Annotated in this window: 14 protein-coding genes; 13 read left to right on the top strand and 1 reads right to left on the bottom strand. The window is 55.3% G+C overall.

All coding sequences use genetic code 11. The annotated features are described in order from the left end of the window. Window positions 1–16: 16 nt before the first annotated feature. The 13 genes from rplX (at window position 17) to E1J53_RS02950 (ending at window position 10731) form a co-directional block, all read left to right on the top strand. Window positions 17–379: a 50S ribosomal protein L24 gene (gene rplX / locus E1J53_RS03010; protein ID WP_216649991.1), complete on the top strand. Its 363-nt coding sequence runs from the start codon at window positions 17–19 to the stop codon at window positions 377–379. Then, on the top strand, window positions 379–939 hold the full coding sequence (gene rplE / locus E1J53_RS03005; protein WP_134271646.1) for a 50S ribosomal protein L5: 561 nt from the start codon (window positions 379–381) through the stop codon (window positions 937–939). The genes rplX and rplE overlap by 1 nt, the downstream gene beginning before the upstream one ends. 6 nt (window positions 940–945) lie before the next feature. After that, window positions 946–1215: a 30S ribosomal protein S14 gene (rpsN, locus tag E1J53_RS03000; protein WP_134271647.1), complete on the top strand. Its 270-nt coding sequence runs from the start codon at window positions 946–948 to the stop codon at window positions 1213–1215. Window positions 1216–1328: 113 nt separating this feature from the next. Then, on the top strand, window positions 1329–1739 hold the full coding sequence (gene rpsH / locus E1J53_RS02995; RefSeq protein WP_134271648.1) for a 30S ribosomal protein S8: 411 nt from the start codon (window positions 1329–1331) through the stop codon (window positions 1737–1739). Between the two features lie 76 nt (window positions 1740–1815). Beyond that, the gene (gene rplF / locus E1J53_RS02990) at window positions 1816–2370 is read left to right on the top strand and encodes a 50S ribosomal protein L6 (protein WP_134271649.1); all 555 of its coding nucleotides are present in this window, start codon (window positions 1816–1818) and stop codon (window positions 2368–2370) included. A gap of 23 nt (window positions 2371–2393) precedes the next feature. Continuing rightward, window positions 2394–2747, top strand: coding sequence for a 50S ribosomal protein L18 (gene rplR, locus E1J53_RS02985; RefSeq protein WP_134271650.1), 354 nt, complete (start codon window positions 2394–2396; stop codon window positions 2745–2747). Between the two features lie 11 nt (window positions 2748–2758). Then, window positions 2759–3334: a 30S ribosomal protein S5 gene (gene rpsE, locus E1J53_RS02980; protein ID WP_173021350.1), complete on the top strand. Its 576-nt coding sequence runs from the start codon at window positions 2759–2761 to the stop codon at window positions 3332–3334. A 32-nt stretch (window positions 3335–3366) separates the two neighbouring features. Continuing rightward, window positions 3367–3546 carry a 50S ribosomal protein L30 gene (rpmD, locus tag E1J53_RS02975; RefSeq protein ID WP_134271651.1) on the top strand — a complete coding sequence of 60 codons (180 nt, stop codon included), beginning with the start codon at window positions 3367–3369 and terminating at the stop codon, window positions 3544–3546. 133 nt (window positions 3547–3679) lie between these two features. Beyond that, window positions 3680–4126, top strand: coding sequence for a 50S ribosomal protein L15 (gene rplO / locus E1J53_RS02970; protein WP_134271652.1), 447 nt, complete (start codon window positions 3680–3682; stop codon window positions 4124–4126). A gap of 12 nt (window positions 4127–4138) precedes the next feature. Continuing rightward, window positions 4139–5506, top strand: a complete 1368-nt coding sequence (gene secY, locus E1J53_RS02965; RefSeq protein ID WP_134271653.1) for a preprotein translocase subunit SecY — start codon at window positions 4139–4141, stop codon at window positions 5504–5506. 177 nt (window positions 5507–5683) lie between these two features. Next, the gene (locus tag E1J53_RS02960) at window positions 5684–7075 is read left to right on the top strand and encodes an MATE family efflux transporter (RefSeq protein WP_134271654.1); all 1392 of its coding nucleotides are present in this window, start codon (window positions 5684–5686) and stop codon (window positions 7073–7075) included. A 587-nt stretch (window positions 7076–7662) separates the two neighbouring features. Next, window positions 7663–8886 carry an NAD(P)/FAD-dependent oxidoreductase gene (locus E1J53_RS02955; RefSeq protein WP_134271655.1) on the top strand — a complete coding sequence of 408 codons (1224 nt, stop codon included), beginning with the start codon at window positions 7663–7665 and terminating at the stop codon, window positions 8884–8886. Window positions 8887–9066: 180 nt separating this feature from the next. Further along, window positions 9067–10731, top strand: coding sequence for a T9SS type A sorting domain-containing protein (locus E1J53_RS02950; protein ID WP_134271656.1), 1665 nt, complete (start codon window positions 9067–9069; stop codon window positions 10729–10731). A 156-nt stretch (window positions 10732–10887) separates the two neighbouring features. Here E1J53_RS02950 and E1J53_RS02945 read toward each other — a convergent pair whose 3' ends face one another. Beyond that, on the bottom strand, window positions 10888–13728 hold the full coding sequence (locus tag E1J53_RS02945) for an ATP-binding protein (protein WP_134271657.1): 2841 nt from the start codon (window positions 13726–13728) through the stop codon (window positions 10888–10890). Window positions 13729–13773: the final 45 nt, after the last annotated feature.

Raw genomic sequence — 13773 nt, 5'->3', positions numbered from 1 at the left:
ACCAAATTAATCTCCAATGGCTAACAAAACCTATAAAGACAAGCAGAAGCGCTTCGCGCCGAAGCTGAAGATCAAGAAGGGAGACATGGTCGTGGTCATCTCCGGTGCCGATAAAGACCGTTCTACCCCTCGCGAGGTACTCGAGGTCTTTCCGAAGGATAACCGCGCAATTGTCGATGGTGTGAACATTCGCAAGAAGCACCAGAAACCGACCGAAACCGAAAACGGCGGCATCGTTGAGAAAGCTGCCCCTATCCACATTAGCAATCTTATGCTGGTAGATCCTGCTACCAATGAGCCAACCCGCGTTGGCCGCAAGCAGGACGAGGACGGAAAGCTCCGTCGTTTCGCCAAGCGTAATGGTAATATCATCAAGTAATGAGCAGCTACACGCCAAGACTTAAGAAAAAGTACGACGAGGAAGTACGCGCCAAATTGCAGGAGCAGTTCAACTACTCCAGCTCAATGCAGACGCCCCGCTTGCTGAAGATCTGTATCAACCAGGGTGTTGGTAAGGGTACTCAGGACCGCAAGCTGGTGGAGAATGCCATCAAGGAAATGACCCTCGTTGCCGGCCAGCAGGCCGTTACCACCAAGGCCAAGAAATCCGTTTCTAACTTCCGACTTCGTGACGGTATGGCCATCGGTGCCAAGGTTACCCTCCGTCGCAACCGGATGTACGAATTCCTGGATCGCCTCATTGCTACGGCGCTTCCCCGCGTACGTGACTTCCGGGGCATCAACGACAAGAGCTTCGACGGCCGTGGTAACTACACCATGGGCATCACCGAGCAGATCATCTTCCCCGAGATCAGCCTCGACGATGTATCCAACATTACCGGTTACGACATCACTTTCGTGACCAGCGCCGAGACCGACGCAGAAGCCCTGGCTCTGCTGAAAGCCCTTGGCCTTCCATTTAAGAATCAGAATAACTAACGACAAATGGCTCGTAAATCACTCATCGCCCGGGAGCGCAAGCGCGAACGTATGGTGGCTAAGTACGCCGAGAAGCGTGCTCAGCTCAAAGCCGAAGGCAACTGGGATGAATTGGACAAGCTTCCCCGCAACTCCAACCCCATCCGTCTGCACAACCGTTGTGGACTCACCGGCCGCCCCAAAGGCTACATGCGTAAGTTCGGCATCTGCCGCGTTAAGTTCCGTGAAATGGCACTGGACGGCAAGATCCCCGGCGTACGTAAAGCAAGCTGGTAAACTCATCGGGGCTTCCCCGATAAGCTACCAACCAATTAACCTTCATTTTAACAGTCCCGTAGGTTCCTTGCTACGATAGGCAGGGAATACCGCAGGGCGCAATCCAAATAGTCATGGCAGTTACCGATCCCATCGCCGACTATCTGACCCGCATCCGCAACGCGCAAATTGCTGGTCACCGTGTGGTCACCATTCCAGCTTCTAAAACCAAGAAGCGGATGACCGAAATCCTGTACGATCAGGGTTACATCCTGAAGTACAAGTTTGACGACGAAGCAGGAAAAGGAAAGCAGGGAGAAATCTCCATTGCCCTTAAGTACAACAAGGGGACCAAGGACCCCGTCATCCGCAAGATGATCCGCGTGTCCAAGCCCGGTCTTCGTCAGTACGTGAAGGCAGAAGCGCTGCCCCGCGTCATCAACGGCCTGGGTATTGCCATCGTGTCTACCTCCAAGGGGTTGATGACCGACAAGCAGGCCCGCGCCGAGCACATTGGTGGCGAAGTGCTTTGCTACGTCTACTAATTTTTCTAACCAGTCAAAGTTTCACGCCTGCAGAGCGAAGGTACTTCGTATCGTAAGGCAATTAAATCAATAGGATATGTCCAGAATTGGCAAAAATCCCGTCAGCGTTCCCTCCGGTGTCACCATCGACATCACGAAGGGCAACCTGGTGACCGTCAAGGGCCCCAAGGGGGAACTTATCCAGCAGGTACACCCCGAGCTGGGACTCAACATTGAAGACGGAGAGCTCACCGTTACTCGTCCGAACGAGAGTAAGCGGATGCGCAGCTTTCACGGTCTTTACCGCTCCCTCATCCACAATATGGTTGTTGGGGTAACGGAGGGTTACACCAAAGAACTCGAAGTAGTTGGTGTAGGTTATCGTGCAGAAAATAAGGGCAACCTGTTGATCCTTACGCTCGGATACTCTCACCCGATTTACTTCATGATCCCCGCCGAGGTCGCCGTGGAAACGGTCAGTGCCAAGGGTAAAGCACCGGTAATCAAACTGAGCAGCAACGATAAGCAGCTGATCGGTCAGGTAGCCGCCAAGATCCGCGCCTTCCGTAAGCCGGAGCCGTACAAGGGTAAGGGTATCAAATTTGTCGGTGAAGAAATTCGTCGTAAGGCTGGTAAGACTGCCGCTAAGTAGTAACCGGTAAAAAAGAATTAGCAATGCAACTCACAAAACTTAAGCGGAGAAAGCGGATTCACAGCCGTGTTCGTAAAAACATTTCCGGTACGGCAGAACGCCCCCGTCTAAATGTTTTTCGCTCTAACAAATACATCTACGCTCAGTTGATCGATGACGTCAACGGCGTTACGCTTGCCCAGGCTTCCAGCTTTGAGGCGCAGGTAGCCAACGATGGCAACAAGACCGACCAGTCTGCTGCCGTCGGTAAACTCCTCGCTGAGCGCGCTACGGCCAAGGGCATTTCAACGGTTCTCTTCGATCGGGGAGGATATTTATTTCACGGACGGGTTAAGGCACTGGCAGACGGTGCTCGCGAAGGCGGCCTGAAATTTTAAATTACGCTACAATGGCTGATAACAGAAATAATTCTGGCGGTGGCGGTGGCCGCAACCGTCGTGACAATAACCGCCGTGGTAATCGCAACGACCAGCAGCAACCTGAATCTGATCTGCGCGAAAAGATGGTAGCCCTTAACCGGGTCTCCAAGGTTACCAAAGGTGGTCGTACGTTCACCTTCGCCGCCATCGTGGTGGTCGGTGACGGCAAAGGAAAGGTAGGACACGGAATGGGTAAAGCCCGGGATATTTCCCAGGCCATCCAGAAGGCTACCGATACGGCTCGTAAGAGCATGATCACGGTTCCGCTGCACAACGGAACGATCCCCCACGAGCAGCTGGGTAAGTACGGTGCCGGTAAGGTACTGCTGAAGCCCGCCTCTGAAGGTACCGGGGTAATCGCCGGTGGCGCGATGCGCGCCGTACTGGACATCGCCGGGGTACACAACGTACTGGCCAAGTCTCAGGGTTCCTCGAACCCCCACAACGTGATCAAAGCCACCATCGATGCGCTGAAGAAGCTCCGCAGCCCGATGGAAATTGCCAAGCAACGGGGTATTTCTATGGAAAAACTCTTTGAAGGTTAATTGCCGACACCGAGTTAAAAAATAAATCGAGCATGGCTAAGGTTAAAATCACCCAGGTTAAGAGTGTAATTGACCGTCCTAAGAAACAGAAGGACACGATCAAAGCTCTCGGCTTACGCAAAGTCAATCAGACCGTTGAGCGGGAAAACACTCCCGTGATCCAGGGCATGATCGCCAAAGTAAGTCACCTTGTTAAAGTTGAGGAAGCCTAAGGGAACAGAACTGAGGGAGCGTAAATTTTAACGGTTTACGCAATTATGACAGTTCGGCACGGATGGCACACTAGTTGTACCTTGCACCCGCACTCCGTTGCCCCCGAGAGACTTCCATAAAAAATATTCCGTCATGGAACTTAATAATCTCAAACCAGCCGCCGGCGCTACCAAGTCCGGCAAGCGAATCGCCCGGGGCCAGGGTTCCGGTCGTGGTGGTACGTCCACCCGCGGTCACAAAGGGGCAAAATCCCGCAGTGGTTACAAGAGCAAGCGCAACTTCGAAGGTGGTCAGATGCCCCTGCAGATGCGTCTGCCCAAGCGTGGCTTCAACAGCCCTAACCGCACCGACTACGTAGCCTTCAACCTTGATCGCCTCCAGGCCATCAGCGAGAAATACGGAATGACGGAGATCAACCCCGAGGCGCTCTACAACGCCGGTATTATTAAGAAGAACGACCTGGTAAAGGTGCTCGCCAACGGTGAACTCACTTCCAGCCTTACGGTAACGGCTCACGCCGCCTCCGCAAAAGCCAAGGAAGCCATTGAGAAAGCTGGTGGTAGCATTACCGTCGCCTAAATAATTGTCCCCATGAGGTTTTTTCAAACGCTTAAAAACATCTGGTCGATTGAGGAACTGCGTAAGCGGATTCTCTTTACGCTCCTCCTGATCGCCATTTACCGCCTGGGGTCCTTTATTGTCCTTCCCGGTGCCGACGTAGAAGCTCTGCAAGCCACCATGGCTGCCCAGGGAAATACCAACGACCTGCTGGGACTGATCAACCTCTTCACGGGAGGTGCCTTCAATAATGCTTCCATCATGGCCCTGGGCATCATGCCCTACATCACGGCAAGCATTATCGTGCAGCTGCTCGGCTTTGCCGTTCCTTACTTCCAACGCCTGCAAAGCAAGGAAGGAGAGTCCGGCCGCAAGAAGCTGAACCAGATCACCCGTGCCCTTACCGTAGCCATTACCCTCGTACAGGGTGCCGGTTACCTTGCCTTCATCAAGAGCAACGGCGGTATGAGTTCACAGGTTGATCCCTTCATCTTCTGGATCTCCGGTATCATCATCCTCTCTACCGGTACCATCTTCGCGATGTGGCTGGGTGAGCGGATCACGGACCGCGGCATCGGTAACGGTGTATCCCTGCTGATTACGGTGGGCATCATCGTTGGTCTGCCCTCCGCCTTCGCCTTCGAACTGACGTCCAAGAGCGACGCCCTGCTGCTCCTCGTAGTGGAAATGGCGGCCTTCTTCTTCGTCACCCTGGTGACCGTCATGGTCGTCACGGGCGTTCGTAAGATTCCCATCCAGTTCGCCAAGCGTATGGTGGGGCGGGGTAAGGGAGCCGCTCCCTCCGCTACGGCACGCGACTACATTCCCCTGAAGGTGAACGCCAGTGGGGTAATGCCCATCATCTTCGCCCAGGCCCTGATGATGCTTCCCGTGAGCCTCGCCGGTTTCGGCGGGAGCGTGGAGGCCCAGAGCAGCTGGTTCGTGCAGCAGTTTAACGACTTCACCTCTCCGCTCTACAACGTAGTGTACTTCTTCCTCGTAGTGATCTTCACCTACGTTTACACCGCACTGGTCGTAAACCCCGGTCAGTACACGGAGTACCTGCGTCGTCAGAATGCCTTCATTCCCGGCATTCGTGGCGGTACGGAAACGGAAGAGTACATCGACTCCATTACGAGCCGTATCACGCTTCCAGGATCCATCATCCTCGGTTTGATTGCCATCCTTCCTGCCATTGTGGCGCGCTTTGGTGTCAATCAGGCATTCGCCATTTTCTTCGGTGGTACGTCACTGATCATCATGGTTGGGGTGGTACTGGATACGCTACAACAAATTGAAAGCTACCTCCTCATGCGCAAGTATGACGGTCTGGTAAAAGAAGGTAAGATCGAGGGCCGCAACAGCGGTAGCCGGATGCAGCAGATTGGTGCTGACTTCTAAGCGCTTTACGATAAGCTAGTGCAAGAGGCGAGCTTCCCGAGGGAAGTTCGCCTTTTCCATTTCATGAAGCCCGTTTACCGGCTCTTTTCCCGGGGCCGCCGGCTGGCATCATTACTTTCGTCGGGGGAATTCTCCCTTCCCCGCAACTTATTTCCTTCCCGGTTACCTCATTACGATATGCTGAAAGATATATGGGAACTCCTCGGTGCCGCCATTCGCGGTGAGCAACATGATTTCACGAAGGGGAGTATCCAACGGGCCATCGTGCTCCTGGCGGTACCCATGATGCTGGAGATGGCCATGGAATCGGTATTCGCCCTGGTGGATACCTTTTTCGTGGGCAGGGTAGGCACCGAAGCGCTGACGACCGTGGGGCTCACCGAAGTGATGATGACCCTGGTGTATAGCATTGCCATTGGGTTGAGCACGGCGCCGATGGCCATGGTGGCCCGCTTCATCGGGGAGAAGAACCCCGCCCAGGCCAGCCGGGCCGCCGGCCAGGCCATTCTGCTGGGCGTGGTCGTCAGTGCCCTGATTGCCGTTCCGGGATTCATCTACGCCGCCGACCTGCTGGCCCTCATGGGCGCCAGCGAAGCCGTGATTGAGCAGGGGGTAGGGTACACCCGCATCATGTTTGCCAGCAACGTGGTCATCATGCTGCTGTTCGTCATCAACGGCATCTTTCGCGGAGCGGGGGAGGCCGTCAAGGCCATGCGCGTACTCTGGCTGGCCAACGGCATCAACATCATTCTGGACCCCCTCTTCATCTTCGGTCTCGGCCCCATTCCCGGCTTCGGCGTGGAGGGAGCGGCCATCGCCACGACCATCGGGCGTGGGGTGGGGGTACTCTATCAGTTGTACCTACTGTTTGGCGACCGCTCGGTGGTGCAGCTGGGCGGCGGCCGGACCTGGAGCATCGACTGGCCCATGCAACAGCGAATCGCCCGGATCGCCTCCACGGGGGCCTTCCAGTACCTCATCGCTTCGGCCAGCTGGGTGTTCCTGATGCGGATCGTGGCCAGTTTTGGCGATTATGCCGTGGCGGGTTACACGGTGGCGGTCCGACTCATCATCTTCACCCTGCTGCCCGCCTGGGGACTCGCCAATGCGGCGGCCACCTTCGTCGGACAGAACCTTGGCGCTAAGCAACCCGGCCGGGCGGAGCGGGGCGTGTGGGTCACCCTGCGCGTCACCAGCGTGTACCTGGCGGTGCTTGGTATCGGCTATTACGTTTGGGCGTGGCCGCTGGTGCAGAGTTTTTCCGGAGAAGCCGCGGCCGTCCGGTATGGCGTGCAGGCACTGCAGATCTTTGCCATCGGATACGTGTTCTTTGGCGCGGGGATGATCCCCGTCCAGGCCTTCAATGGTTCGGGAGACACCCGCACGCCTACCTGGCTGAACTTCATCTGCTTCTGGCTGCTGGAAATCCCGCTGGGCTACTACCTGGGTAAGCACCTGGGGTACGCCGTGGAGGGCGTGGTCTGGGCCGTAGTCATTGCCGAGGTCATTTTGGCTCTGCTGGCCTTATGGTTGTTCAAGCGGGGGAGTTGGAAGGCGACGGAGGTGTAGGGAGGCTTTAGGATTGAGGATTTAGGCTCAAGGAGAAGGCGGAGGAGCAGTTCCCGGAAAAGGCTTGCTCCGCAAGCCGGTCGTGAGGCTAAGGAGAAGGAAGAGGGAAGAGAAAAGAAGGAAGACCGCACAGTCGCGATGCAACAGCGGGCTAGGGGCTACCGGGTGTGCTGATCGTAAGGCTAAGGAGAAGGAAGAGGGAAGAGAAAAGAAGGAAGACCGCACAGTCGCGATGCAATAGCGGGCTAGGGGCTACCGGGTGTGCTGATCGTAAGGCTAAGGAGAAGGAAGAGGGAAGAGAAAAGAAGGAAGACCGCCCAGTCGCGATGCAATAGCGGGCTAGGGGCCTACCGGGTGTGCTGATCGTAAGGCCAACGCTGAGGAGGAGTTCCCGGAAAAGGCTTGCTCCGCAAGCCGGTCGCAAGGCTAAGGAGAAAGCCAAGGCTAAGGAAGGAGTGCCCGGAATAGGCTCGCTCCCCGCCCATAGATGAATGGTCGGGCAAGCGCAAGCCGGTCGTGAGGCTGGGGCTAAGGAGAAGAATAGTTTTCCAGATCGGAAGGAGCGTTGACCTGCGTATCTTTGCCACATGCCAAAACGCACCCTCATCGTCGGCGGCGGAGCCGCCGGATTCTTTACCGCCATCCGCCGGGCAGAATGTTTTCCGGAGGAGGAGATCACCATTTTGGAGAGGGGGAAAGCCGTGCTGGAAAAGGTCCGGATCAGTGGTGGTGGCCGTTGCAACGTCACCCACGCCTGCTGGGAGCCGAAAGAGCTGGTGAAGTTCTACCCCCGCGGCGGTAAGGAGCTGCTGGGCCCCTTCCACAAGTTCGCCTGTGGCGACACCATGGGGTGGTTTGGCGATCAGGGCGTGGAGCTGAAGATTGAGGACGATGGCCGGGTATTTCCGGTGAGCGATAACTCCCAGACGATCATCGACTGTCTCTGGCAAGCGGCCAAGCGGCGGGGTGTGCGGGTGCTCACCCGCACCCGGGTGAGTAAGATCATTGCTCCACCACAAGCTACTCCGGACGGGGTGTGGACCATACTGGCCGGCGAAGAACGCTTCGAGGCGGAAACCCTCGTGCTCACGACCGGCAGTAATCCGGCCGTCTGGAAAATGCTCGAAGGGCTGGGGCATCGCCTGGTGCCGCCCGTACCTTCCCTCTTTGCCTTCGACACCAAGGATACTCGCCTGCGTAACCTTTCCGGAATTTCCCTGCCCTGGTCGCAGGTCCACATCGAAGGCCAGAAGCTCAGGGCCGAAGGTCCCCTGCTCATCACCCACCGGGGCATGAGTGGACCGGCCATCCTACGACTCTCGGCCTGGGGCGCCCGGGAACTGGCCCCCAAGAAGTATCACTTTACCCTGGTGGTCAACTGGCTGGCGATGCGGCCGCAGGATGTGGCGGAAAAACTGCAGGAACTACGTAAGACCGAAGCCAAGCGGCAACTCTCGGCGCGGGCCTACCTGGATTTACCGCTACGACTGTGGAAGTCGCTGGTGGCGGCCGCCGGCATCCCCGACGCACAGCAATGGTCACAACTCAGCAACGCCCAGCGCGATGCGCTCACGGAACAGCTGACCGCCGCCCGCTTTTCGATTACGGGAAAATCCACCAACAAGGAAGAATTCGTAACGGCCGGTGGGGTGGACCTGCGGGAAATTGATTTCCGCAGTTTCCGCAGCAAAATTCACCCTAGTTTGTTGCTGGCCGGCGAAGTGCTGGACATTGACGCCATCACCGGCGGCTTCAACTTTCAGGCCGCCTGGACGGGCGGCTACCTGGCCGGCAGCAGTGAGTCGGGCTAGGCCCATCACCGTAGGGTCATTGAGTTAACCTAAGGTTGACTGTTGCCGGGAGCCAACCTCACGTAGTTAAAATTCAAAGAATTATTCAATCCGCGTAACGGTAGCCCGTCGGGCAGCATAAAGAAGCGTCTCCCACCCCCGTGGGAGAGAAACCATCCCTTTTCTTTAAACGCTTCTGACATGAAACTCACCTTTACCTTTCTAGTCTTATTTCTATGCGGTGGCCTGGCCATGGCCCAAACCGACATCTGCGCCATCGACCTCCTCGACGGTCCGCGCGTGGAGGCCCTCGCCAACGGCGACCGGGTAAACCTGGAATTTGAGTATTCCACCGATGAACCCGGTGGCGTGCGCATTTTTGCCCGCCCCTTCACCGACGGTGCGCTCACGCCCAGCTACGGCGCCAGTGGTTCCGGGCTGTATACCGGCAACGGCACCGGGACGGGATTCTTCACCATCAACAGCGGTGACGTCACCGTCGATGAAGTTCGATTCTCCATTACCAATGCCGATCAATCGGAGATCCTACAGGAATTTTTCATTCCGGTACACTACGAATTTGGAGAGAATGGTGCCCATAATTTTTCTTTCTCCGAAAATCCCAAGGTTGCCTCTTTCCTGCACGGAGAACAGGTGTCTACGACCTTTGACTACAACGCCCAGCATCCGGGAGGCGTGCGCATTTTTGTGCGTCCACTGACCAACGGAGGCCTGACGCCCGGCTACAGTGCCAGTGGCTCGCCACTCTTTACCGGAGAGGGAAGCTTTACGGCGAATTTTACGATCAATTCCGGGCTTAACGTCCGCGTGGATTCCTTGCGGGTAACGATTTTAAACGACGATCAATCCCAGTTGCTGAGTGAGTTTTTTATTCCGGTCAACTGGTACTGGAGTTCGGTCAAGATCACCAATCTGGACGTTCAGGGGGGGAACTTCGCCGCCAACAACGAAACCAAGGTGGTGGAATTTGACTATGCTACCACCTTACCCGGCGGGTTTATGATTTTTCCGCGTCCGGTCACCAACGGTGAGTTGACGCGTAACTACGGCGCCTGCCCGTCACCGGTTTACCGGAGGGACGGATCGAATACCTGCGACTTTACCATTTCGGCCCGCAATGCCCACGTTGACCACATCCAGGTTCGGGTGACGAATCCGGAGCAAACGGAAGATTTGCTGGTCATTCAGTACCCCACCAGCCTTTACTTCGGTGAGTTTGGCTTCCGTAACCTGGTGATGTGTCCGCCGAGTCCGGCGCGTTTGGCCCACGGCCGCCGGGTGAACAGCTACTACACCGTCAACAATCAATCCGGCAGCGACGCCCGCATTTTTGTTCGTCCGCTTACCGAAGGGGAATTAACGCCCGGTTACGGGGCGTCTGGCTCACCGGCCTATGCCCCCGGAGCTACGGCTGCCGACGACTTTTTCACGATTAACTCCGGCAACGTGCTGGTGGATCAGGTGCGCTTCGCGTTGACGAATGAGGATCAGAGCCAGGATCTTGGAGCCTTCATCCTGGACGCGCACTATCAGTTTGGGGATGCCGTCATCACCTCCGCCGCTTCTCCGGAAGCAGAAGATTACCTGGAATGGAAGGTTTTCCCGAACCCCATGGTGGACGCCGGACAATTGCGCCTTACGGCCCGGGAGACCCAGGTGGTGGACGTATACCTGGTGGATATGCTCGGCCGCAAAGTGGCGCAGTGGCCGGCCCAGCGGCTACCGTCGGGCACCTCCGTCACCCTGCCGGTGAATCGTCACGATCTACGGTTGGCTTCCGGTACCTATTTCCTGCACGTCCGCGGAGCCCAATTTACCGTAACGGAAACGGTGATCATGCAGTAGCGGCTCCCGAAGAATTTATGATCGGATTTACACCCTGGATCCGTCAGCCAACCGAGGCTGGCGGATCTTTTTTTGGGCGAGGGGCCGCGGGTGCGGTGTTTTTTGATGGGGCGATGTTGAACCGAAATTTATGGCACCTGCGCGCCGCGCCCCATCTCAATGTGAATTACTACGCGCCATCAGGGCAGTAGGAGAAATACCGAACCGCGCTTTGAATTTCCGGCTGAAATAGCTTGCACTTTCAATGCCGACCGCGAAACGTACTTCATTTACTCCAGCGTATTGCCCCTGGCTTAGTAGCTGGTATGCTCGTTGTAGGCGAATCTCCAGCACCAACTGTACCGGAGAAAGACCCGTTAGAGGGCCAATTACCCGCGCTAAATGGCGCTGGCTATACCCCAGATCCCTGGCCAGATCTTCAATGCCCCAGCTGGTATCTTCCATTCGTTGATCGATGTATTCGGATGCCTTAGTTACCAGGCTGGCATCTTGTTCGGGAGGGACGTCTCCCCACTCCGATTCCCGGTGCTGTTTATTTTTCAGTAAACATTGCATTCTGGCCCTTAATTCCGGAAGACTAAAGGGCTTGGTCACGTAATCATCGACCCCGAGTTGAAACCCGCGCAACTTATCTTTCTCCAAGGCACGAGCGGTAAGCAACAGAAAGGGGATGTCGTGCAGTCTGGCTTCTTCATTTATCCGTCGTCGGAGTTCGAATCCATCCATGGTGGGCATCATGACGTCAGAAGTAATGAGGTCTACGGGAGTTTCTTCGAGGAGCTCGAGGGCTTCCTGACCATTTCTTGCCATGAAGCACTCATATTCCTGTTGAAACTGTTCCTGAAGATAGCTGGCCATGTCGGGGTTATCCTCAACAATCAGCAGGCGAGGCAGGGGGCCTACGGGGGACCAGGATGGGGTAGGGGGGGGCAGTGTTTTATAGCTGGTCTCTACGGCAGGTGATTCCGATTCCGACTCGGATGGTTGGTGTGGGGCTCCTGCCGGGCTGGGCTGCAGGGGGAGGGTGAGCGTAAAAGTACTTCCCTGTTGTGGGGAACTTACCGCGGTCAGTTCTCCCCGTAAGAGATGAGCTAATTGTTGGGAAAGGGATAAGCCGATGCCCGTACCTCCCAGGTTCCTTGCCGTATACTTGCTTTGGTAAAAGCGGTCAAATATTCTGGGGAGGTCTTCCTCCGGAATTCCTGGCCCGGAGTCGGCAATCATAATCTGAAAACTTTGATGATTGTGTTTTGCAGATACCGTAATTTTTCCATCTGCGGGGGTAAATTTTACGGCATTGGCCAGCAGGTTGGTCAGGATGGTGGTGAATTGCTTTTGTGCGGAATAAATTTCCTTTTGATGGGGAAGGTCGATCTGAAGCTGGAAGTCCAGATTTTTGGCCTCGGCTTCGGATTGAAAGGCGGCACAGATGACGCGGAGTTGTTTTTCAAGGGAGAAGTAAGACCATTGAAGGCTAAGCTTACCCGCTTCCAGTTTTGCCAGGTCAAGAATTTCATTGGTGAGCCCAAGTAGTCGTTGACTATTGCGCAGCGCAGTAGTCAGCTTGGCCCGCAGCCCTACTTGCTTAAGGGCCTTCAGGCTCTCTTCAAGTGGACTGATAATCAGGGTTAGTGGGGTGCGGAGTTCGTGGCTTACGTTGGTGAAAAATTGTCCTTTAAGTTCATCCAGTTCGCGCAGTTGTTGCGCGGCTACTTTTTCCCGTTCGAGGGCCAGGGCAATTGCTTTAGCTTTTCTTCGCTGCCGGAGGGAAACCCACTGAAAGCCCCCAAAGAGCATCCCTAGAAGGATCGCGCCTCCCCCGACAAGGCGTTGCCGGATATTTACCTGATTAGCTAATTCGAGTTGGCTGGAAAGAATCTTGGCGTCTTTTTGGGCCAGGTCATAGCGGGCTTTGGCGTCAGTAAGTTCTTCCCGTTGTTTCTGGGACTGGAGGGAGTCGGAAACCGTAAGGGCTTTTTGTAGGTAATGGTAGGCAGAGTCCAATCGCCCGTTCGCTTTGTGGTGATTACTCCAATCCAGCATCATTTCCTTTTTCCAGGTCAGTGGTGCTAAATTATCGGGGATATTAAAGGCTATTTGATAGTACTTCCAGGCAGAATCTGGCTGTCCGAGGGCCAGGAAGCTTGTTCCCAAACCGTAGCAGGTTTGCGTGGAATACATGGGCTCCCCCAGGCGGTAGGCAAGCTCAAAGGATTTTCGGTATTGCTCAATGGCCGCCGGATAGTTGTTCTCCTCTCGTAAGAGATAGTTGCCGTAAACGTGGAAAATGCTGATTTTATCAAAAAGCTTGGGACTCTTCTCTGCTAGTGAAGTGGCCTTGAGAATGAGTTTTTTACGGTCCTGGCCATCCTCAACTGCTAGGAATAGTAGGGAATAGATGTTGGCCATTCCCAGCGTATCATTTTGAGCCTTCAGCTCGAAGATGGCTTCTTCGAGAGGTGGCCGGGCCAAATCTTTTCTATTTTGTTTAATGTAAAAATTGCCCAAGAATACTTTAGTGTCGCTGATGAGGCGAGGATCTTCCAGCGCTTGGGCGATGATTTGCATCTGGTTTAGTGCAGACAAGGTTTTATCGTAGTCCTTGATTTCTTCGAAAGTGTGGTGTAGAGAATTTAAAAGGCGGTACTGCCAACGCTGGTCACCCAGTGCCTGAGCCTTTTTGAGCCCCTTTTGTCCAGCCTCAATCGCCGCTGACATCTGGTCGAGTATGTACCTGGCTTGAAGCTCGTGATAGTAGGCACGTATTTCTTCGAGTAGGAATCCTGATCGCTGACTTATCTCTATGGCCTCTGCGGTCAGGGCTAGGGTTTCTTCGGCTGCATAATAGTGGATGGCACCTGCCAGGTCGTTGAGTACTTTGGCTCGGGTTGAGTCCGGGAGCGGAGTTGTGAGGAGGGCGCGTAGACTATCAGGCTGTTGAGCAAATAGGGAGATCGGAAGAAGGAACAACAGGCAGAAGTACAGCGGGAAACGCATAAGTAATTGATTTTCAGTGGCTGTCTGAAATGGACAAGGATGTGT

The sequence above is a fragment of the Lewinella sp. W8 genome, from assembly GCF_004375085.3.
GTDB lineage: Bacteria > Bacteroidota > Bacteroidia > Chitinophagales > Saprospiraceae > Neolewinella.
Note: the sequence above shows the minus strand (reverse complement) of the source record. Positions and strands in the feature narration are given on the sequence as shown.

Excerpts from the sequence above, each read along its gene's own strand:
- E1J53_RS02955 (WP_134271655.1), top strand. The coding sequence starts at position 7,663 with ATGCCAAAACGCACCCTCATCGTCGGCGGCGGAGCCGCCGGATTCTTT.
- secY (WP_134271653.1), top strand. The coding sequence starts at position 4,139 with ATGAGGTTTTTTCAAACGCTTAAAAACATCTGGTCGATTGAGGAACTG.
- E1J53_RS02945 (WP_134271657.1), bottom strand. The coding sequence starts at position 13,728 with ATGCGTTTCCCGCTGTACTTCTGCCTGTTGTTCCTTCTTCCGATCTCC.
- E1J53_RS02950 (WP_134271656.1), top strand. The coding sequence starts at position 9,067 with ATGAAACTCACCTTTACCTTTCTAGTCTTATTTCTATGCGGTGGCCTG.
- E1J53_RS02960 (WP_134271654.1), top strand. The coding sequence starts at position 5,684 with ATGCTGAAAGATATATGGGAACTCCTCGGTGCCGCCATTCGCGGTGAG.
- rpmD (WP_134271651.1), top strand. The coding sequence starts at position 3,367 with ATGGCTAAGGTTAAAATCACCCAGGTTAAGAGTGTAATTGACCGTCCT.
- rplR (WP_134271650.1), top strand. The coding sequence starts at position 2,394 with ATGCAACTCACAAAACTTAAGCGGAGAAAGCGGATTCACAGCCGTGTT.
- rplO (WP_134271652.1), top strand. The coding sequence starts at position 3,680 with ATGGAACTTAATAATCTCAAACCAGCCGCCGGCGCTACCAAGTCCGGC.
- rplE (WP_134271646.1), top strand. The coding sequence starts at position 379 with ATGAGCAGCTACACGCCAAGACTTAAGAAAAAGTACGACGAGGAAGTA.
- rpsH (WP_134271648.1), top strand. The coding sequence starts at position 1,329 with ATGGCAGTTACCGATCCCATCGCCGACTATCTGACCCGCATCCGCAAC.
- rpsE (WP_173021350.1), top strand. The coding sequence starts at position 2,759 with ATGGCTGATAACAGAAATAATTCTGGCGGTGGCGGTGGCCGCAACCGT.
- rplF (WP_134271649.1), top strand. The coding sequence starts at position 1,816 with ATGTCCAGAATTGGCAAAAATCCCGTCAGCGTTCCCTCCGGTGTCACC.
- rpsN (WP_134271647.1), top strand. The coding sequence starts at position 946 with ATGGCTCGTAAATCACTCATCGCCCGGGAGCGCAAGCGCGAACGTATG.
- rplX (WP_216649991.1), top strand. The coding sequence starts at position 17 with ATGGCTAACAAAACCTATAAAGACAAGCAGAAGCGCTTCGCGCCGAAG.